This is a genomic window from Dehalococcoidia bacterium (assembly GCA_035574915.1).
In the GTDB taxonomy this organism is placed as follows: domain Bacteria; phylum Chloroflexota; class Dehalococcoidia; order DSTF01; family WHTK01; genus DATLYJ01.
In genome coordinates this window covers 1-19,966 of record DATLYJ010000060.1, presented here as the reverse complement: position 1 = coordinate 19,966, position 19,966 = coordinate 1, and the positions used below count along the sequence as shown (strand labels likewise).

Below are 19,966 nucleotides of genomic sequence, written 5' to 3'. Positions count from 1 at the left end.
GGTGGCCCTCGCCCGCCGCGCCCGGCAGCGCTTGCCGGGACGGCCGGCGCCTGAGGCGGAGCTTCCGCTGGCCAGTGAGGCGCCGCCTTCCCCGGGCGAAGCCCAGTTGCCCGCCACCGGCACCGCGGCCGAGAGCTCGGCCGAAACCGAGGCCGGCCCTCAGGCCGGGGAAAGGCCCGAGGCCTGACGAGGTGCTTTTCGAGCTCCGTCAGTACCGGATCCGGGAGGGCCGTATGGCGGAGTGGGTCCGGCTCATGGAAGAGGAGATCATCCCCTTCCAGGTCGCCCGGGGCATGGTCATCCTTGGCAGCTTCACCGCGGAAGGCGACCCCGACGCCTACGTCTGGCTCCGGCGCTTCAAGGATGAAGAGGAGCGCCTGCGCCTGTACAAGGCCGTATACCAGAGCGACCACTGGCGCGAAAGGATCGCGCCGCGAGTCTCCGAGATGCTCATCCGGGAGGAGATCAAGGTCTCGCGCCTTCTCCCGACGCCGAAGTCACCGCTGCAGTAGCCCGCGCCGCTTCGTTGAGGCCTGGCGGCCTCAGGCAAACACGGCCGTCTTGTTCCTGTACACGATGACCCTGCGGTCCAGGTGCAGCTTCACGGCGCGCGCCAGCACCACCTTCTCGAGGTCGGAGCCCTTGCGCACCAGGTCGGCCACGCTGTCACGGTGGCTAATGCGCACCACGTCCTGCTCGATGATCGGCCCCTGGTCTAGCTCCTCGGTGGCATAGTGCGCCGTTGCGCCGATGATCTTCACTCCCCTCTGATGCGCCTGGTGGTAGGGCCGGGCGCCGGCGAAGGCGGGCAGGAACGAGTGGTGGATGTTGATGATCCGGTCCGCGTAGCTGCCGATGATCCCGGGTCCGACGATCTGCATGTAGCGCGCCAGGACCACCAGGTCGATTCGCTCCTCCTGCAATCGTTTCAGGATTAGCCTCTCCTGCGCCGCCTTGGTCTCCTTCGTGAGGGTGTATGCCTCGAAGGGGACGCCGAAGCTCTCGGCTACCGGGCGGAGGGTCTCGTGGTTGCTGACCACCAGCGAGAAATCTGCCTGGTACTCGCCCATTCGCCAGCGCGCCAGGAGGTCGTACAGACAGTGCGGCAACTGCGAGACGAAGACGGCGACGCGGGGGACCTCGTCGGAAAAGTGCAGGCGCCACTCCATCCCGAAACGCCGCGCGATCGGCGCGAACTCGGCGTCGATGGCCTCGCGCGGCAGGTCGAATCCCCTCATCTCCCACTCCACCCGCTGCAGGAACACGCCCTCCTCGCGGTCTGTATGCTGGTCAGCGTGGAGGATATTGCCCCCATGCCGGTACACGAAGTCCGAGACCGTGGCCACAAGGCCCGGCTGGTCGGGGCAGGTGATGAGCAAGACGGCAGTGAGTCGGGGCGCCACGGTCTGATTATCGGCCGTGCGGGGGCCGAGCGCCCGCGCCGGGAAGTCGCTGTCTCACGCAATTCTCATCAGGGGCCGAGACTCTCATAGCGATGACCGCAAAGCCGCACATACTGGTCGTGGACGACGACGCCCGCATCGCGGCGTCCGTGCGCCGCGCCCTGCTCTACGAGGGCTACGACGTCGATGTCGCACACGACGGCCGCATGGCGCTCGATAGCGCCTTCGTCCACGCGCCCGACCTCGTGGTGCTGGACGTGATGCTGCCGGACATCGACGGCTTCGAGGTCTGCCGCCGCATCCGCGCCGACAGCGACGTGCCCATCCTCATGCTTACGGCCCGCGACGCCACCACGGACCGGGTCAGCGGGCTGGATACCGGCGCCGACGACTACCTGGTGAAGCCCTTCGCCCACGAGGAGCTGCTGGCGCGCGTCCGCGCTCTCCTGCGCCGCAGGGCGCCGCAGTCCGGCCAGGTGCTGCGCTTTGCGGACCTGGTCATGGACGTGGCGGCTCACTGCGTGGAGCGAGGGGGCCGCGAGGTGGCCCTCACAGCGCAGGAGTTTGCCCTCCTGCAGCAGTTCCTGCGCCACCCGCGGCAGGTATTGACGCGCGCTCAGCTCCTCGATTCCGTCTGGGGCTTCGACTCGGAGACCACGAGCAACGTCGTGGACGTTTACGTCGGCTACGTGAGGGCGAAGCTTGAGGAGCACGGCGGGCCGCGCCTGATCCAGACCGTGCGCGGCGTCGGTTACGTCCTGCGTGAGGCGTGAGATGACCATCCGCGTCCGTATTGCCCTCTTCGGACTGGCGGTGGTGGGTGGGACCGTCATCTTCGTGACGCTCGCTTTCTGGGGCCTGTTTCAGGCGACCGGCTCCGAGCAACAGGACCGCCAACTCGCGGCGCGCGCCGAGTCCGCCCTCGCCGCAATCGCCAGCGCATCGCCGGAGGCCCTCCGGCCTCAGCCTCTCCTGGCGCCAGTCAACCCCGCGACTTCCGAGGACATCTTCCTTGTCGTCACCGGCCCCGGCGGCGAGGCCCTGGCCGCGACAGGCGCTGTACAGGGGCGGCCGCCCGCGCTTCCGGCCGACCTGCTGGCGGCCGCAAGCGCGTCTGGCCAGGCGAGAGCTACGGTCCCCAGCGCTGCCGGCCGTCTGCGCCTGCACGTTCGCCCCTGGTCGCGGCCTGACCTCGGCCTCAGCGGTTACGTCGTGGCGGCCCAGACCACCCGGAGGGTCGAGCAGGACATCGGCGTCGTCACCGTCTTTCTGGTCGCCGCCGCGGTGTTCGCCTTTCTCGTCGCCGGCGGCGCGATCTGGCTGGTGATCGGACGTGCACTGAGGCCGCTGAAGCAGCTCGCCCTGCTCACGGACGAGGTAGGCCGCACTCACGACCTCAGCCGCCGTCTGCCAGTGCCTCCCGCCCGCGACGACCTGCGCCGACTCAGCGAGAGCTTCAACGGCATGATGTCGCGCCTCGAAGACGCCTACGGGCGGCTGGCCGTGGCGCTCGAGGCCCAGCAGCGTTTCGTCGCCGACGCCTCGCACGAGTTGCGGACACCGCTCACCACGATCAGGAGCAACGCCGGCTTTCTACTTCAGCGCCCGGACGCCGACGAAGCCGACCGGGTCGCGGCCTTGCGCGACATCGCCGAAGAGAGCGAGCGCATGAGCCGCCTCGTCAACGACCTCCTGGCTCTCGCGCGCGCCGACGCCGGCTATCACCTCGAGGTCACGCTGCTCGACCTCGGCGAGGTCGTGCGGGAGGTGTGCCGTCAGGCCGCGGGCCTGCACCCCGACCGTGAAGTGCGGGCGCATGCTGAGTCCGTACTGCTTCAGGGCAACGGCGACGCGCTGCGCCGGCTCCTCTGGATCCTCATCGACAACGGCGTCCGCCACACGCGCGAGGGCGGCCGCGTGCGCGTCTCGCTGCGCCGCCGCGGGAACGAAGCGACGCTGCTGGTCGAGGACGATGGCGATGGCATCCCAGAGGAGCACCTCGGCCGCATTTTCGACCGCTTCTACCAGGCGGACCCGTCGCGCAGCGGCGGCGGCGCCGGGCTCGGTCTCGCCATCGCCCGCTGGATCGTCGAGGAGCACTCCGGACGCATCTCGGCCGCCAACAACAGCCCCTGGGGCGCCGTCTTCCGTGTCGACCTACCCCTGGCCGCGCCGGCGGCCGAGGGCGGGAGCGCAGAGGCAGTTGGCGATGAAGCCCGCGACCCCGCCTCAGCCGTCAGGAACGTGGCCGGCGCGACTCCCACCGTCTAAGGCCTTCAACCCCAAATCTCATCGAATTCTTATCCTTCTCTAAGGCAGCACTCAGCGCCGCGGCCGACGATCTCACCACGGACGCTCGTCCACAATGCGGGCGTGCAAGTCGGGGGGGAGCAAGGTGGAAGCAACGCGACATAACGGAGACACCGACGCTAGCCGGCTCGAGGTCTTGCACGCGCTCCTGCTGCTGCAGGGCGCGATGATGCTGCTTGCGGGCGCGGCCATGCTGCTGTTCACGGGAGGCAACCCGGCGGCCATGCCGCTAACGCTCGGCGTGCCGCTGCTGCTGTTCGTGCTCGCCGCCGGCACGGTGCGGCGGTGGCGCTGGGCGCGAAGGGCCACACTGGCGGTGCAGTGGCTGACGCTCCTCGGCTTCGGCCTCAGCCTCATCCTTGGCCTCCTGGACCAGGTCGACTTCAGCCTGAACCTGATGACGCTGCTCACCAACGTCGCCCTGCCCCTGAGCGTGATCCGACTGCTCCGGCGCCCGAAGGCCGCGGCGGTCGCCGCTCACGAGGCCCTTCGCGCGAAACCGGAAGGCGCGCAGGCGGCGGCCTGACCCCGCGAGCACACAAGGGGAGCACGGACCATGGAGTCGCAGAGCACGTTCTGGACCGGCATCGCGCCGGAGCACTACCCGGCCTTCATCGCGGCCCTGGCATACCTGCCAGCCGCCTGGCTCGCACTGCGTTGGCTGCGGGCGCGCGCCGCTACCGGCGACCCGCGCTGGGGCCAACGCCTGGACCGCATCGAGTCGGCTTCGTTCGCCACGAGGCTGGTTGCCGGCCTGCTGCTCTTTAGCGGCGTTATCCACCTGGCCCTGCCGCTGGGACACCGCGGCGCCCCGGCGCTGAACCTGATGTTCCTTGCCGCCGGTGTGGCCTTCGTGAAACTCGGCCTCGACGCCTTCGGCGAGAGGCCATGGCGGCGCAACGCCGCCTTGCTGCTCGGCGCCAGCATCGGTGCTTACCTGGTGCACACAGGCTCCGGATGGCAGGAGGAGCCGGACCAGCTTGGCATAGCCACCAAGCTGGCGGAGATGCTGGCGCTCGGCCTCATCGCGATCCCCGCCTACTCGCCGGAGAAGGGCTTTCGCAGGCGGCTGGTCCGCCCGCTCGCCAGCACCGGCTTCGTCGCCATGGTCCTGGTCTCCGGCACGGTGATCTGGGTCGGCGGATTCGTCGCGCACGGCAACGCTGACGCCGCCGTCGCGCCTCATGAGCACGCCCCCGGCACGGGGCCGCACGCCCACGCCCCGGGACACTCCCACACGTTTGCGGCCCGGGCGCAGGCCGGCGTCATCCTCCGGCCCTCCTCCGGCGAGCCACCGACCGCGGAGCAGGCGACGGCCGCCGCGCTCTTCGCCGAGGCGACGAAGGCGGGCATCGCCAGGTACGCAGACGTGCGCGTGGCAATCCGGGACGGCTATAAGGTCTCTGGGCCCGCCCTTGGCGTCGAAAGGCACTTCGAGAACAAGGCCTACAAGAAGGACGGCCGCGTGCTCGACCCCACCCGGCCGGAGTCGCTGGTGTACGGGGTCAAGGACGGGCGGTTCGTCCTGCTAGGCGCCGTGTATGTCATGGAGAAGGCCGGCGAGCCCGGCCCTGACATTGGCGGCTCCATCGCCCGCTGGCACGCCCACAACATCTGCTTCACGCTGCTGCCGCCCGCTTTCGGCATCGTCTCGCCCTTCGGGGGCTGTCCCCTGGCCTCGGTTGCCGTCACGATCCCGGAGATGATCCACGTCTGGACCGTGGACAACCCCGGCGGCCCCTACGCCGAGCAGCTCGAAGACAAGTGGGTGCGGGAGTACCTGGCCTCTCGGCCATGACTTGGGCGCGCCCAGTCCCCAGGGCTTCCGATAGCGCCTCCTCGTCACGAGGGCATGGGGAGGGGTTGCCTCAGAACTTCGTCCACTCGTAGTAGCGGCCGAGGGGCATGGTCATGATTGCCACGTCGCAGTCGCGGCCCTGCTGGTCCTTCGCGAAGCCCTCCAGCGTCGCCACCTTGTAGAACCCCAGCCACTCGGCGGCATGGATAGCGTCGTCCTCGGGCCCTACCACCATCTCGGCCACCATGCGTTCGATGCCGGCGTCGTTGGCGATGTCGCAAAGCTCCCGGATCAGCATCACGCCCAGGCCCTTGCTGCGGAAGTCGGGCGCTACCACGACCCGGAACTCCGCGAGGTGGCTTCGGGAGCCGCCGCGGCGGCGGATAAGCACGGCGTCGGCGATGATGCGGCCGTCGTCGGTGAGCGCCAGGAGCGGCAGGGCGCGCCGGTAGTCGATTTCCTCGCACCAGCGCTGGATTACCCGGGGAGAGGTCACGTCTTCCTTGAGGAACCAGCGCTCGCTTTCTGGCACACCCAGGAAGAACTGCAGCAGCTCCTCCGCGTCCTCGTGGACCATGGGGCGGAGCGTGACCGAGCTGCCGTCTCGCAGCGTCACCTTCTTGGGATAGATGCCGATTTCAATCATCGCTGCTGCCTCCTCAAGCTGCCGCGTCGCCTCATTCTCACCAATCGGCCTTCACGGCGGAAGTGCCGTTCAGCGCGGCCTAGAGGCCGGCGCTGCGGAGGAAGTCGCGCACGGCCTGATTGAATGCTTCCGGCTGGTGGATGTTTGCCGCGTGCCCGGCGTCGTCGATGACGACCCTGGTTGCCCTGGGCAGCCTGGCGGTCATGTAATCGGTGGAGGCCGCATAGGCCTGGTCGCGGCTGCCCATCAGGACCAGCGTCGGTACCGTGATGGACTCCAGCGACTCGATCACACGCGCGTCGAACTGGGCCAGCATGCCCCGCGCCGCCATCGCCAGCCCGGCGGCCGAGCGCTGCTCGCTCGCCCGCACCTCCGCGCCCCGGCCGAGCGCCTCCAGCCCCTTCTCATCGAAGCCCTTCGCGATGCCCTCCGCCATCTGGTTCCAGTTCTCGCGCGCCTGAGGGTTGCGGAACCCCGGCCCCGTGCTGAAGAGCATCAGAGCCAGCACCCTGTCCGGGTGCTTGAGATAGTAAGCCAGGGACATGTAGCCGCCGAGCGAAAGGCCGCCGAACGCCGCCCTCTCGATACCGCAGGCAGCGCAGATTGCCTCGAGGTCGCCGACGGTGGCCTCTTCGCTGTACTGCGACGGGTCCGCGGGGCTGTCGCTCCGGTCGTGGCCTCGCATGTCGTAGGTAACGATGCGGTAGGAGTCCCTGAACGCCTCGACGAAGCCCTGCCACATCCTCCCGGATGAGCTGTACGCATGCCCGAGGACGAGAGGCACGCCCCTGCCTTCGTCCTCGTAGTACACCCTGACTCCGTCACGCTCGACGTAAGGCATCGTCCCTCCTGACCCAGTCGTCCGCATCCTAAAGCCCGCCCGGACATTGGGGAAGACGAAGCCCCGGATGGCGGAGTTCCTCCTGCCGGGCCCACGGTCACACGGGGAGCGGCTGATATACTCGGATTGGTTGCGTAGACTGCGAGGACTCAGTGCCCGAGCTCAGCGCCGCTGACCTGCGGCCCGCCTGCGACCCCTCGATCTACACGTTCGAAACCACCGCCGAAGTGCCGCCCTACGTTGGCCTCATTGGGCAGGACAGGGCCGTCCAGGCGCTGCGCTTTGGCCTCACCATCCAGAGCAAGGGCTTCAACATCTGCGTCGCCGGCGAGCCGGGCACCGGGCGCACGACGGCCGTGCTGGACCACGTCCAGGAGTATGCGCGCCGCGGAGCCGTGCCCCAGGACTGGTGCTACGTCTATAACTTCCGCGACCCCAGCCGTCCGAACGCCCTCGGCCTGCCTCCCGGCCGCGGCCGCGAGCTCTGCGTGATGATGGCGACAATGGTGCAGGAGGCCAAGGACCGCGTCCCCCGCACCTTTACCTCCGAGGACTTCATCAACCGCCGGGACGAGATCCTGAGCGCCGTCCAGCGCCACCGCGATGTCCTCTTCTCGCAGCTCGCTGCTCAGGCTCGGCAGAACGGCTTCCTGCTTCAGGGCAACCCCGCGGGCTTCTTCCTCGTGCCCCTGCTCGACGGCAAGCCAATGGACGACCAGGCCTTCGCGGGCCTGTCCGACGACGAGCGTGCCGCGCTCCTGCAGAAGCGTGAGGCCCTGATGGCCGAGCTGCGCATGGCGATGAAGCAGGAGGAGGGCGTCGAGGCGGCAGCGATGGCGCGACTGGCCGAACTCGAGCACAACATCGCCGCCGTGGTCGCCGACGCGCTGATAGAGCCCCTCAAGGAGCACTTCGCGGCCTACCCGGAGGTCGTCGAGTACCTCGCAGAGGTGCGCGATGACATGGTCGAGAACATCGCGCTCTTTCAGCCCCAGGCGCCGCCGCCCCATCCTGCCGCCTTCCCGCCGCAGCGCGACAGCGGCCTGAGACGCTACGAGGTCAACCTCCTCATCGACCACACGCGCAGCACCCACGCGCCCGTGGTGCACGAGACCAATCCCTCGCCTGGCCACCTCCTCGGCCGCATCGAGAAGGAGGCGGTCTTCGGCGCGCTCGTCACCGACTTCACCATGATCCGCCCCGGTTCCCTGCACCGAGCAAACGGCGGCTTCCTCATCCTCAACGCCGACGACCTCCTGGCGAACCCGGTATCGTACGTCGAGCTGAAGCGCGTCCTGCGGACCGGCCAGCTCACCATCGAGGAGCTGGGCGAGCGTCTCGGCTACCTGGAGACGAAGACGGTGAGGCCGGAGCCGATCCCCTGGACAGGCAAGGTCATCTGCCTGGCCCGCGAAGAGGTCTACCGAGTCCTCTACACCTTCGACCCCGAATTCCGGGAGCTCTTCAAGGTCAAGGCAGACTTCGACATGCACATCGACCGCACGCCCGAGCACCAGCAGGCGTACGCGTCCCTGATCTCCGCCGTCGCCCGGAAGGAGGAGCTCCCCCACCTGGACGCCGCGGCCGTGGCGCGCGTCGTCGAGGAAGGCATGCGCATGGTCGAGGACCAGCAGAAGCTATCGGTGCGCTTCGGCGACCTCCTGGACATCGTCCGCGAGGCGGCCTTCTGGGCCCGCTCCGAGGGCCAGGACGTGGTCCGCCTGCCGCACATCCAGCGCGCGGTGCAAGAGCGCATCTACCGCGTGAACCTCATCGAAGAGCACGTGCGGGAGGCGGTACAGCGCGGGATCATAGTCGTCAGCACTTCCGGCGAGGCTGTCGGGCAGGTCAACGGCCTCTCGGTCGTCGACCTCGGCGACACGGTGTTCGGACAGCCTTCGCGCATCACGGCCAGCATCGGTGTGGGCCGGGAGGGCGTCATCGACCTGCAGCGCGAAGCCAGGCTTGCAGGCCCGCTGCACACCAAGGCCGTGCTCACCCTCCAGGGCTTCCTGGTCGACCGTTACGCCACCGAGCGCCCCTTGACCCTCGCGGCCCGGCTCTCATTCGAGCAGAGTTACGGCCCCATCGAGGGGGATAGCGCCACTTGCGCCGAGACCTGCGCCCTCCTCTCCCGCCTCGCCGACGTCCCGATCAAGCAGTCGCTTGCCATTACCGGCTCCATGGACCAGCGCGGCGAGGTGCAAGCGATCGGCGGCGTCAACTACAAGATCGAAGGCTTCTACGACGTCTGCCGGAACGCCGGCCTCACAGGCGAACAGGGCGTAATCATACCGGCCAGCAACGTACAGCACCTGGTGTTGAGGGAGGACGTGGTGGAGGCTGTGCGCCAGGGCCGGTTCCACGTCTACAGCATCAGCACCATCGACGAGGCTGTAGAGCTGCTGACGGGAGTGGAGGCCGGCCGTAGGGGCGAGGACGGGTCCTATCCGCCCGACTCGATCAACGGCCGCGTCCTCGCGAAACTGAAGCACATCTCCGAGAAGCTGCGCGAGCACCCGCCTTCGCCCTTGGAAGGCATGCCCTCGGGCTCCAGCCAGCAAGCGGAGGCGGCGGGAGGTATGCAGGCGTGATCGTCGGCACTACGCGCGAGATCAAGACCGAGGAGTATCGCGTCGGGCTCACGCCCGACGGCGTCCGCGACCTCGTCCGGCACGGCCACCGCGTGCTCGTCGAGGCGGGCGCTGGCGTGGGCAGCGGCTACTCCGACGAGGCCTACAGGGCGGCCGGGGCCGAGGTCCTGCCCTCGGCCGCTGACGTCTGGGCGGGCGCAGACCTCATCGTGAAGGTGAAGGAGCCCCAGCCGCCGGAGTTTGCTCTCATGCGGCCCGATCTCACGCTCTTCACCTACCTCCACCTCGCCACGACGCCGGACGCCGCCGATGCCCTCCTGCGCGCCCGCACGACCTCCATCGCCTACGAGACCGTGGCGCTGGACGACGGGTCGCTGCCCCTCCTCATCCCCATGAGCGAGATCGCGGGACGCCTCGCGCCGGAGGTGGCGGCCCAGTACCTGCGCAAGCCCGGTCCCGGGCGCGGCAAGCTCATGTCGGGCATGCCGGGCGTGCCCTCGGCGAACGTCGTCATCTTCGGCGCCGGCACTGTCGGCCGGAACGCCGCCGCTGTCGCCCTCGGCATGGGCGCCCGCGTCACCGTGCTCGCGCCGAGACTCGAGGAGCTGCGCGAGATCGAGGGCCTCTTCCCCAACCGCGTGGTGACGCTGCCTTCGACCCCCTCGATGATCGACACCGCCATCGTCGGCGCCGACGTGCTGATCAGCGGCGTGCTCGTCCGCGGCGGCCGTCTGGCGCCGAAGCTGGTCTCACGCGAAGACCTCCGTACCGTCGGCCCGGGGGCCGTCATCGTGGATGTCGCCATCGACCAGGGCGGCATCTTCGAGACCTCACGGCCGACGACCCACGCCGACCCGATTTACGTCGAGGAGGGCGTCGTCCACTACTGCGTCGCCAACATGCCCGGCGCCGTGCCGCGCACTGCCACCGCCGCCCTTACTGCCGCCACCATGCCTTACGTCCTCAAGCTCGCCGACCTGGGCATCTCCAAGGCGCTTGCGGCTGACCCCGCGCTCGCCAGAGGCCTCATGACGCGCGGCGGCGAGCTCGTGAACAGGGACGTCGCCCAGACCCTGGGTAAGTAGCGCCATACCGCGGTTGTTGGGACGCGAAACACGGCCTCCGCAGATTCAAAGCTTGTCAACATTACGTAATCGATCCTAAGATCTCGCTGCCAGTCCCCGCTGGGACCTCCCGCTGGCTAGTGTTATCTGCCTTGCGGGAGGGCGCCATGAAGAGTTGGCGGGGCCTTGTCCTCACCGTGGCCCTGGCAGCAGCCGCGGCCTTCGCTCTGACTTCAGTAGACAGCAGTCCCCGGACCGTCGCCGGCGCGCCGGAGCGGATCCCGGGGCGTTACATCGTCCTGCTGCGCGGTAACGTCAACGCCGCTGCCTTCGCGGACGCCGAGGGCCGCCGGCTTGGCTTCACGGCCGACGTTCTCTACTCGGCCGCCGTGAACGGCTTCGCCGCCGAAATGCCGGAGCGGGCTGCCCAGGCCCTGCGCCGCAACCCCAATGTCAGCTCCGTCGAGCAGGACCAGGTCGTCACCATCGCGGACCAGGTCCTCCCCACCGGCGTCGACCGCATCGACGCCGAGGACAACCCCGCCTCCGGCATCGACGGCGTCGACGTCGGCCTCGACGTCGACATCGCCGTGATCGACACCGGCATCGATGTCGACCACCCCGACCTCAACGTCGTGGGCGGCGCCCGCTTTCAGGGCGCGTTCTTTTTCTGCGGCAACGGCTCCGGCTCCTACGACGACGACAACGGCCACGGCACCCATGTCGCCGGCAGCGCCGCCGCGCGCGACAACGGCCAGGGTGTTGTTGGCGTGGCGCCCGGGGCGCGCCTGTGGGCGGTCAAGGTCCTGGATAGCGGCGGCCGCGGCTCCGTCTCCTGCCTCATCCGCGCCGTCGACTGGGTCACGGCTAACGCCGGGACAATCGATGTCGTGAACATGAGCCTGAGCACGGGCAATGCCCCCAGCCTCTGCACCGCGATCGCGAACTCCATCGCCGCCGGTGTCGCCTACGCCGTCGCCGTCGGCAATGCCGGCCAGGACGCAGCCAACTACACGCCAGCGAACTGCGGCCCCGCGATCACGGTGTCCGCGTTCGCGGACTTCGATGGCGCGCCGGGCGGCCTAGGCGCTGCCACCTGCCGCAGTGACGTCGACGACACCTTCGCTGACTTCAGCAACTTCGGGGCGAACGTGGACATAGCGGCCCCCGGCGTCTGCATCGAGTCCACCTGGTTCGGCGGGGGCTACCTCACCGCAAGCGGCACCAGCATGGCTACGCCGCACGTCGCGGGCGCCGTGGCCCTCTTCCGGGTCGCGACCGGCTACGCCGGCGCGGCCGACTCCGTCTCTCTCCTCGCGGCCATGACCGCCGCTGGCTGGACGGTGCCCCAGGCCAGCGAGTGCGGGTTCAGCGGCGACCCGGACGCCTTCCGGGAGCCGGTGCTGTACCTGGGCGCCTCCTGCTCCCCCGCGCCCGTGCCCACCAGCACCCCGCAGCCCCCGGCCACATCGACGCCGACTGGCGTTTCGACCGCGACGCCGGCGCCTACCAGCACCCCCCTCCCCAGCCCAACGTCCACGAGCGCCCCCACGACGCCGACCAGCACGCCGGCGCCTACCGGGACACCCGTGCCCGGCGGCTCGCTGGTCCCGAACGGAAGGTTCGACGCGCCCTCCTATGGCGTCGGTACGCCGCCGGCCAACCACGGTTTCGACAGCGGCGACCTCTCCGGCTGGTCCGCTTCCGGCGGCGTGGCCGTCCAGGACGGCGGACCGGGCGGCTTCTTCGCCGCCCTGACCAACGGCAGCTCGCTCCTCTCCGCGCCCTTCGACGTCCCCGCCGGAGCCCAGACCCTGAGCATCGACATCGGCTTCCTCGGCGGTTCGGCTTGTCTCTCGCTTTCCGTCCTCAGCGGGCCGGACTACACGACCTCGACGGGTGTCAGTCCTGCCGACTGCGGCAGCTCCGGCTGGCGAACGCGCGCAATCAACGTGACCACCTGGGGCGGGCAGTCCATACGCCTTCGCGTCCAGAGCAGCGGCACCACCGGCCTCGATAACGCCGGCGTCATGCGCGTCGTCCTGGACCAGTGGGACGTCTCCGGCCCGGCAGGCTCTGTCCCGGAGCTGATGAGCGGAGGCCCGGACGGCAGCTATGGCCGGGCGCCCAACGCCATGGCGCCGGTCACGGCCGCTTTCCAGGTGCCCGGCGGAAACGTGACCTTGACGTACAAGCGTCGCGTGGCTTCAGGCGGCATCTACAACCTCTACGTGCTCTGCGGCCCTACCTTCACTCGCTGTCAGCGGGTCGTGACCAACGACAGCGCCTCCGCGGGCCAGTGGGTTACGAAGGAGGTCAACCTCAGCGCCTACGCTGGCCAGGTGATCAAGCTCGAGTTCTATAACGCCGGCACCTTCGACCTCGACTCGCTGGAGCTGGTCGTGCGTTAGCGCCTTCGCCGTCTCCTGGCGGTCGCCGCTGGGGCGCAGCGAGGCGCTCCCACGCGCGGAGGCATACCGCCCCGGGCCAGAGCAGGCTATCCTGCGACCAGCATGCCGTTGGAGGGACTCATGCGCAGGTCGACTTTGCTCCGCAAGATGCTCGAGGGGCCGGAGATCGTCGTCCTGCCTGGCGCCTACGACGCGCTCTCGGCGCGCCTGGCCCAGCGCGCCGGCTTCGATGCCGTGTTCACGACCGGCTTCGGCTTCGCCGCCGCCACCCTCGGCGCCCCGGACATCGGCCTCATGACCGCCAGCGAGATCATCGAGCGCGCCCGAAACATAGTGAACGCGGTCGACCTCCCCGTCGTCGCCGACATGGACACCGGCTACGGCAATCCCCTGAACGTGATCCGCACCGTGCGCGAGTGCGTGAATGCCGGCGTCGCCGGCATCATCCTCGAGGACCAGGAGTGGCCGAAGAAGTGCGGCCACTTCGAAGGGAAGCGCGTGATCGCGGCGGAGGACCAGGTGCAGAAGCTGCGCGCCGCCGTGGAGGCCCGCGGCGATGACGACCTGGTGATCATCGGCCGCACCGACGCCCGCGAGCCCCTCGGTCTTGAGGAGGCGATCCGCCGGGGCAAGCTCTATCGAGACGCCGGCGCCGATGTGGTCTTCGTGGAGGCGCCACGCTCCGTGGACGAGCTGAAGGCGATCGCAGCGGCAATCCCCGATGCGCCTCTGTTCGCGAACATGATCGAGGGCGGCAAGACGCCGCTGCTCTCGTCGGCGGAGCTCCAGGGTCTGGGGTTCAAGATGGTGGTCTATCCGCTGTCGGCGCTATTCGCGGCCGCCCGCGCCATCTTCGACATCTACCGCGTGCTGTTCGAGACAAAGACCACGGCCTCGCGCCAGGGGTCCCTCATGGGCTTTCACGAGTTCGAAGACGTGGTAGGGGCGCCCGGCTGGCGCGAGATCGAGACCAGGTTCAAGGCGTGAGGGACCGCGTTCAGCGGATGCCCAGGCGGCGCATGCGCTCTCGCGCAATTGCGGCCCGGCGCTCGGCCTCGCTGATCTCCGCCTCGCTCAGCTCCGGCGCGGGCTCCTCCTCGTCCTGCATGCGAATACGGATGGTACGCTCGAGCAGGTCGGCGGCCGCGTCCCAGGGCTTACCGTAGAGGTTGAAGTGACTGAAGGGCATTGTTCCTCCTTGTCACAAACCAGCGTAGCACGCATGCATTGACGCGAGACGATAAGCATGGCACTCATTGATAACTATTATCGATATATCAGCGCCTGAAGCGCGGCGCACAGGAGGGTTTGCCGGTGGCAGAAGTAGCGCCCTATGGATCCTGGAAGTCCCCGATTACGGCCGACCTCATAGTCGCGTCCAGCATCAGCCTCGGCAGCATCGCGGTCGATGGCGAGGACGTCTACTGGCTCGAGGGCAGGCCCCTCGAGGGCGGCCGCCAAGTCCTCGTCCGGCGTACGCCGGACGGCGCCGTGTCGGACGTCACCCCGGCGCCTTACAACGTGCGCACGCGCGTCCACGAGTACGGCGGTGGCTCCTACGCCGTGCACCAGGGCGTGGTCTACTTCTCGAATTTCGCCGACCAGCGGCTCTATCGCCTGCGGCCGGCCACTTCGCCCGAACCACTGACCTCGGCCGAGGGCATGCGCTACGCGGACGGCGTCGTGGACCCGGCCCGTGGTCTCCTCTACTGCGTCCGTGAGGACCACACTCGTTCCGACCAGGACGCCGAAAACACCATCGTCGCCATCGACCTCGAGACCGGCGCCGAGACGGTCGTCGCCCGCGGCCACGACTTCTACTCGACGCCCCGCCTCAGCCCTGACGGCTCCCGCTTGAGCTGGCTCTCCTGGGACCACCCCAACATGCCCTGGGACGGCACGGAGCTCTGGCTCGCCCGTCTCGGCGAGGACGGCCTGCCGCAGTCGCCCGAGAGAGTCGCCGGCGGTCCCTCGGAGTCGATCTTCCAGCCGGAGTGGTCACCTGACGGCCGTCTCTACTTCGTCTCCGACGCCACGGGCTGGTGGAACCTCCACCGCCTCGGGGACCGTGGCGCGGAAATCGTGGTCGAGCGCGAGGCCGAGTTCGGCGCGCCCCAGTGGGTCTTTGACGCGCGGACCTACGCCTTCCTGCCCGATGGCCGCTTGCTCTGCGCCTACGCCGAGGGCGGAGTCTCCCGGCTTGCCCTGTTAGACCCCGAGGCCCGCTCCCTCCAGCCGATCGACATTGCCCTCAACGGTTTCGGGTCGGTGCGCGTCGCCGGCGACCGCGCCTACTTCGTCGCCTCGTCGCCCTCCTTGCCCGGCGCCGTTTACGAGCTCGACCTGCGCACGCAGGCCCTCACGCCCCTGCGCTGGTCTTCCGACCTCCGCATCGACGACGGCTACATCTCCCTGCCTGAGCCGCTCGAGTTCCCGACCGAAGGCGGCCTGACGGCGCACGCCCTCTACTACGCGCCCCGCAACAAGGACTACCGCGCCCCGGAAGGCGAAAAGCCGCCCCTCATTGTCATGAGCCACGGCGGACCGACCGCCGCCGCCGGCGCCGGCTTCAGCCTTCAGAAGCAGTTCTGGACCAGCCGCGGTTTCGCGGTGCTCGACGTGAACTACGGCGGCAGCACCGGCTACGGCTGCGAGTACCGCAGGCGCCTCGAAGGCAAGTGGGGCGTAGTGGACGTGGACGACTGCACCAACGGCGCCCGCTACCTCGCCTCGCGGGGCCTGGTCGATCCCGGCCGCATGGCCATTACGGGCGGCAGCGCCGGCGGCTACACCACCCTCTGCGCCCTCGCCTTCCGCGACGTCTTCAAGGCGGGCGCCAGCCACTTCGGCGTCGCCGACCTGGAGGCGCTGGCCCGCGACACTCACAAGTTCGAGTCGCGATATCTCGACCGGCTGGTAGGGCCCTATCCGGAGCGCCGCGACCTCTATGTCGAGCGCTCGCCCGTGCACCACGTGGACCGCCTCGCTTGTCCGGTCATCTTCTTTCAGGGCCTGGAGGACAAGATCGTGCCGCCGAACCAGGCAGAGGCCATGGTCGAGGCGCTGCGCCGCAAGGGCATACCTGTCGCCTACCTGGCCTTCGAGGGCGAACAGCACGGCTTCCGGCGCGCCGAGAACATCAAGCGCTCGATGGAGGCGGAGCTTTACTTCTACGGCCGCATCTTCGGCTTCCGGCCCGCGGACGAGATCGAGCCGGTGGAGATCATGAACCTTTAGCCGGTCGCAGCTCCATCTCCGCCTCGGCGTGCGCCTCGATGTCAGGCCACTCGACATAAAGAGGATGGTAGTCGAGCGATAGCCAGCGGCTGATGTTGTCGCCGTAGTGCGGCGACCCCGGCTGGCCCGAGTTTCCAGGCGGCATCAGCACCCGCGCGGCGTTCAGGTCCGAGAGGTCGAATATCTGGCGATAGGAGACGCCGTGGTCGGAGCCACGGCCGAAGCGCGCCTGCGTCGCCCAGAGGGTAGCGCCGTCGCCGCCGACGGGCGTGTCGGGCAGGTTGAAGACCGGCGCCAGCTCCGGGTCGCGGCCGAGGTTGTGACGCCACGTCATCCAGTGCGCGTCACCCCAGCGCCACCTGGACTCGTCCGGCCCGAAGCGCTCACGCAGGGCCGCGGCCGCGCGCTTCAGGGCCGCCTCGATCGCCGCCTCCCAGGACTCGAACTCGCCCAGGAGGCTGCGGTCTCCGAGGCGCAGCATCCGGAAGAGGATGTTGCGCCGGTCCTGGGCCGGCGTCTCGGCGTTGGTGTTGTCCGCCTCGTAAAGGCGGTTCACCGTCAGGTCCATCAGCTGCTGGGAGGTCTCCATGTAGACCGGCGCCTCGCGGCTCTCCACGCCGACGACGCAGTCCCACCGCCGCAGGATCTCCTGCATGCGCCGCGCGTCAGCGTCCCTGGCCTCGAAGCTCGTGTAGCGGGCCACCAGCTCGCGGGCCACGGGACTCAGCAGGTCGCCCTGGATCGCCGGCATGTCCGCGGGCGAGAACCTCTCGCGGCTCTGAAGAATTTCATGCAGCCGGTCCGCGCGCCAGGGAGCGCCGCCCGGGGAGAGGTAGTAGGGGTAGTCCGGCGTGGTCGTCTTGTTGTTTGCCGTGGCGATGAAGCCGTTGCGCGGGTTGTCCTCGCAGGGCAGTTCGTCCTTCGCCACCCAGCCGCCCCACTCGTGTTCGCCGTCCCAGCCGGGGACGGGGACCAGGTACGGCGGGCGCTTCGGCACCCTGCCCGTGTACTGATAGCCGATGTTGCCCTCCACGTCAGCGAAACAGAAGTTGCCCGAGATCGAGTCGTAGAGGCGCAGGCCCTGCCGCGCCTCGGCCGCGCTCCGGGAGCGGTGCAGCGCCAGTAACCCGTCGAAGTCGTGTCCCGGCTCGAACAGCGCCCAGCGAGCCGCCAGCACCTCCTCGTCCCGCTCGGGATCGCCCATCACCACGAAGCCGTGGCGTGTCTCCCACACCGTCTCGCTAAACGCCGGCTCGCCCTTCACCTCGAACACCTCGCGCCGTGAGACGAAGGGCAGCCACTCGCCGCGATACAGGTACTCGGGCCCCTCTGGCCCGCGGCGCACCTTCTCGCGGTAGACGTCCCACCTGTCGCCGTTGGCGTGGGTCATCGTCCAGGCGACCCAGCGGTTGTGCCCGTAGTAGATCGGGCCGGGGGCGCCCGGCGTGCAGGGGCCCGCGACCGTGAATTCGGGGCACTCCATGTGCATCAAGTGCCACTCCGCCGGTATGCGGATGTTGAGGTGCGGGTCTCCGCAGACGATCGCCGCGCCGGTCGTGGTGCGCGACGGCGCCAGTACCCAGCAGTTCGAGCCGCCGCCCGCGGCCACGGGCCCTTCCGGCTCCTCGAGCCCCTGCTCCAGGGCGGCGCGCAAGGGGTGCACCTCGCTCTCCCAGCGCGCGCCCGAGGGCGTGATCAGGGCCATGCCGGGTATGTGGTCCGGCAGCGAATTGAGCACCGCATCGACCCCGTGCGCCGCCAACAGCTTCGCCCGCCGGATGCGGGGCGCCCACTGGTTGCCCAGGGCTACCATCTTCATGATTGCCAGCGTGTCGACGGGCGACCAGGGCGCCATGCTGTGCCCCAGTAGCTCGAACTCGTAAGGGCGCGGTTGCGTCTCGATGGCGGCATTCACTCCAGCCGCGTGGGCCTCCAGCACGAGGCGGGATTCGGCGGACTGTGCCTCCCATTCCTGCTCGGCCAGGCGCTGGAACCCGGTGCGGCGGTTCGACCTGTCCTGGGCCAGGAAGCCCTTGTTGATGAACGCCGCCGTCGTGCCGCGGGCCTGGCGCCGCCGCAGCTCGAGCTGGAACATGCGGTCCTGCCCGATCGCGTAGCCCTGGCCGAAGAAAGCGTCCGCGACGCTCGAAGCCCGGATGTGCGGAATGCCCCAGCGGTCCCGGACAATCCGCACCGGCGCCAGGAGGCCCCTGACCTCAACCTCCCCTGCCGTCCTCGCCAGGCAGTCTTCGGGGCGGACGCTGGTGGCGGTCATGGCGGCCTCCTGCGGTGGTTGGTAGCGGGATTATAGGCGCCTTCGGCGCACCCGGTTCAGACGCGCGCCGCCACGCCGGATGCGTCGCGTCCTTACAGCGAAGGGCCGAACGTCCCGACAAGTCGTGACCTTCGTCCGGCCGGAAATCGACTCTCGGCTTTCGCACCGCGCCCCGCGGCCCGGTAGCCTCGAGAGTGCAGGGCGCGCCGGTCGGCGCCCGAGCTTTCGGGAGGTGTTGCTCCGTATGTCCGAACAGGGAGAAGCTGTCGCGTCCGAAGCGCCGGGCGTTAGCCGGCGGTCATTCATCGAGAAGGCGCTCATCGGCGCCGGCGTTGTTTCCGCCAGCACCATCGTGGGATCCGCGTCCATTGCCATGTCGCCGGCTCTCGACCGCCAGAGGCCGGCCGTCGACCATGCGGCCGCAGGCCACACTACTTCAGAAGGCGCGGCGGCGCCGGCGACAACTGAGACTCCGGAGGAGATCGACCGCCACCACAAGGAAGTCGTAGACCAGTTCCTGAAGAACCAGGAGACGCCCCTGACCAAAGGGAAGGGCAATCAACCCCTCACGCCCCGTATCGAGGGCGGCGTGAAGGTCTTCGACATCACCTGCGACGAAGTCGAGTGGGAAGTGACGCCCGGCAAGGTCATTTCCGCGCGCGGCTACAACAAGATGATCCCCGGTCCGATCATCCGCGCCACGGAGGGCGACCGCGTCCGCATCAACGTCAAGAACAATCTCAAGGAGAGCACCTCGGTGCACTGGCACGGGCTCTACGTGCCCAACAACATGGACGGCGTCGCCTTCGTCACGCAGCCGCAGATCAAGCCCGGCGAGACCTTCACCTACGAGTTCACGCTGCGCAACGCCGGCACGCACATGTACCACTCGCACCACAACGCGATGGACCAGGTGAACCGCGGCCTCCTCGGCGCCTTCATCGTGGACCCGAAGGACCCGAGCTCGTACCCGAAGTACGACCGCGAATACATCATGGTCCTGAACGACCTCAACCTCGGCTTCACGATCAACGGCAAGGGCTTCCCCGCCACCGACGCGCTGGTCGCAAAGAAGGGCGAGCGGGTCCTCATCCGCTACCTCAACGAGGGCGTGATGAACCACCCCATGCACCTGCACGGCCTACCCATGCTCGTATTCCAGAAGGACGGCTGGCCGATAAACCCACCCCAGATGTGCGACACCCTGGACGTCGCGCCCGGGAACCGCTACGACGTGCTCGTCGAGGCGACGGAGGAGGGCCTGTGGGCCTTCCACTGCCACGTGCTGACGCACGCGGAGAGCCCGCAGGGCATGTTCGGCCTCGTCACGGTAATGGTGGTCCAGGCGTAGGGAGAGGCCTTCCGAGCAAGCGCGGCATAGCGGTCC

Annotated in this window: 17 protein-coding genes; 12 read left to right on the top strand and 5 right to left on the bottom strand. The window is 68.9% G+C overall.

The features are described from left to right. Window positions 1-187, top strand: a 187-nt coding sequence (locus VNN10_05710; GenBank protein HXH21505.1) for a 30S ribosomal protein S2, incomplete at its 5' end; no start/stop codon positions are given. A gap of 4 nt (window positions 188-191) precedes the next feature. Further along, entirely contained in the window at window positions 192-512 is a 321-nt protein-coding gene (locus tag VNN10_05705) for an NIPSNAP family protein (protein ID HXH21504.1), read from the top strand. Between the two features lie 30 nt (window positions 513-542). Here VNN10_05705 and purU read toward each other — a convergent pair whose 3' ends face one another. Continuing rightward, complete coding sequence (purU, locus tag VNN10_05700) at window positions 543-1,403, bottom strand: formyltetrahydrofolate deformylase (GenBank protein ID HXH21503.1); 861 nt, start codon at window positions 1,401-1,403, stop codon at window positions 543-545. Window positions 1,404-1,495: 92 nt separating this feature from the next. Between purU and VNN10_05695 the strand changes: the two genes are divergently transcribed. The 4 genes from VNN10_05695 (at window position 1,496) to VNN10_05680 (ending at window position 5,511) form a co-directional block, all read left to right on the top strand. Next, window positions 1,496-2,176 carry a response regulator transcription factor gene (locus tag VNN10_05695; protein HXH21502.1) on the top strand — a complete coding sequence of 227 codons (681 nt, stop codon included), beginning with the start codon at window positions 1,496-1,498 and terminating at the stop codon, window positions 2,174-2,176. A 1-nt stretch (window position 2,177) separates the two neighbouring features. Further along, complete coding sequence (locus VNN10_05690) at window positions 2,178-3,674, top strand: ATP-binding protein (protein HXH21501.1); 1,497 nt, start codon at window positions 2,178-2,180, stop codon at window positions 3,672-3,674. A gap of 124 nt (window positions 3,675-3,798) precedes the next feature. Continuing rightward, window positions 3,799-4,239 carry a hypothetical protein gene (locus VNN10_05685; protein ID HXH21500.1) on the top strand — a complete coding sequence of 147 codons (441 nt, stop codon included), beginning with the start codon at window positions 3,799-3,801 and terminating at the stop codon, window positions 4,237-4,239. A 30-nt stretch (window positions 4,240-4,269) separates the two neighbouring features. After that, window positions 4,270-5,511: a hypothetical protein gene (locus VNN10_05680; GenBank protein ID HXH21499.1), complete on the top strand. Its 1,242-nt coding sequence runs from the start codon at window positions 4,270-4,272 to the stop codon at window positions 5,509-5,511. Between the two features lie 70 nt (window positions 5,512-5,581). Here VNN10_05680 and VNN10_05675 read toward each other — a convergent pair whose 3' ends face one another. Together VNN10_05675 and VNN10_05670 are read right to left on the bottom strand one after the other, a co-directional pair. Beyond that, entirely contained in the window at window positions 5,582-6,157 is a 576-nt protein-coding gene (locus tag VNN10_05675) for a GNAT family N-acetyltransferase (protein HXH21498.1), read from the bottom strand. A 79-nt stretch (window positions 6,158-6,236) separates the two neighbouring features. After that, the gene (locus VNN10_05670; GenBank protein ID HXH21497.1) at window positions 6,237-6,998 is read right to left on the bottom strand and encodes an alpha/beta fold hydrolase; all 762 of its coding nucleotides are present in this window, start codon (window positions 6,996-6,998) and stop codon (window positions 6,237-6,239) included. Window positions 6,999-7,150: 152 nt separating this feature from the next. On the opposite strand from VNN10_05670, the gene VNN10_05665 reads away from it, so the two are divergent. From VNN10_05665 to VNN10_05650, 4 genes are all read left to right on the top strand, one after another. Further along, window positions 7,151-9,592, top strand: a complete 2,442-nt coding sequence (locus tag VNN10_05665) for an ATP-binding protein (GenBank protein HXH21496.1) — start codon at window positions 7,151-7,153, stop codon at window positions 9,590-9,592. Next, window positions 9,589-10,677 (top strand): alanine dehydrogenase, encoded by a 1,089-nt coding sequence (ald, locus tag VNN10_05660; protein HXH21495.1) that lies wholly within the window; start codon window positions 9,589-9,591, stop codon window positions 10,675-10,677. Before VNN10_05665 ends, ald begins: the two co-directional genes overlap by 4 nt. A gap of 146 nt (window positions 10,678-10,823) precedes the next feature. Continuing rightward, window positions 10,824-13,067 (top strand): S8 family serine peptidase, encoded by a 2,244-nt coding sequence (locus VNN10_05655; protein ID HXH21494.1) that lies wholly within the window; start codon window positions 10,824-10,826, stop codon window positions 13,065-13,067. 102 nt (window positions 13,068-13,169) lie between these two features. Next, entirely contained in the window at window positions 13,170-14,054 is an 885-nt protein-coding gene (locus tag VNN10_05650) for an isocitrate lyase/PEP mutase family protein (GenBank protein HXH21493.1), read from the top strand. 10 nt (window positions 14,055-14,064) lie between these two features. On the opposite strand, the gene VNN10_05645 is transcribed toward VNN10_05650, so the two are convergent. Next, window positions 14,065-14,256, bottom strand: a complete 192-nt coding sequence (locus VNN10_05645; protein ID HXH21492.1) for a hypothetical protein — start codon at window positions 14,254-14,256, stop codon at window positions 14,065-14,067. Between the two features lie 119 nt (window positions 14,257-14,375). On the opposite strand from VNN10_05645, the gene VNN10_05640 reads away from it, so the two are divergent. Further along, on the top strand, window positions 14,376-16,304 hold the full coding sequence (locus tag VNN10_05640) for a S9 family peptidase (protein HXH21491.1): 1,929 nt from the start codon (window positions 14,376-14,378) through the stop codon (window positions 16,302-16,304). Here the strand turns inward: VNN10_05640 and VNN10_05635 are convergent. Further along, a complete protein-coding gene (locus tag VNN10_05635; GenBank protein ID HXH21490.1) occupies window positions 16,291-18,579 on the bottom strand; it encodes a penicillin acylase family protein in 2,289 nt (762 codons plus the stop codon). The two genes, VNN10_05640 and VNN10_05635, sit on opposite strands and share 14 nt — an antisense overlap. Before the next feature lie 244 nt (window positions 18,580-18,823). On the opposite strand from VNN10_05635, the gene VNN10_05630 reads away from it, so the two are divergent. Beyond that, window positions 18,824-19,930, top strand: a complete 1,107-nt coding sequence (locus VNN10_05630; GenBank protein ID HXH21489.1) for a multicopper oxidase domain-containing protein — start codon at window positions 18,824-18,826, stop codon at window positions 19,928-19,930. Window positions 19,931-19,966: the final 36 nt, after the last annotated feature.

What these genes read in the sequence shown, in the direction of transcription:
- VNN10_05690 (HXH21501.1), top strand. Translation starts at nt 2,178, where the DNA reads ATGACCATCCGCGTCCGTATTGCCCTCTTCGGACTGGCGGTGGTGGGT.
- VNN10_05645 (HXH21492.1), bottom strand. Translation starts at nt 14,256, where the DNA reads ATGCCCTTCAGTCACTTCAACCTCTACGGTAAGCCCTGGGACGCGGCC.
- VNN10_05675 (HXH21498.1), bottom strand. Translation starts at nt 6,157, where the DNA reads ATGATTGAAATCGGCATCTATCCCAAGAAGGTGACGCTGCGAGACGGC.
- VNN10_05635 (HXH21490.1), bottom strand. Translation starts at nt 18,579, where the DNA reads ATGACCGCCACCAGCGTCCGCCCCGAAGACTGCCTGGCGAGGACGGCA.
- VNN10_05680 (HXH21499.1), top strand. Translation starts at nt 4,270, where the DNA reads ATGGAGTCGCAGAGCACGTTCTGGACCGGCATCGCGCCGGAGCACTAC.
- VNN10_05655 (HXH21494.1), top strand. Translation starts at nt 10,824, where the DNA reads ATGAAGAGTTGGCGGGGCCTTGTCCTCACCGTGGCCCTGGCAGCAGCC.
- VNN10_05650 (HXH21493.1), top strand. Translation starts at nt 13,170, where the DNA reads ATGCCGTTGGAGGGACTCATGCGCAGGTCGACTTTGCTCCGCAAGATG.
- VNN10_05630 (HXH21489.1), top strand. Translation starts at nt 18,824, where the DNA reads ATGTCCGAACAGGGAGAAGCTGTCGCGTCCGAAGCGCCGGGCGTTAGC.
- VNN10_05695 (HXH21502.1), top strand. Translation starts at nt 1,496, where the DNA reads ATGACCGCAAAGCCGCACATACTGGTCGTGGACGACGACGCCCGCATC.
- VNN10_05670 (HXH21497.1), bottom strand. Translation starts at nt 6,998, where the DNA reads ATGCCTTACGTCGAGCGTGACGGAGTCAGGGTGTACTACGAGGACGAA.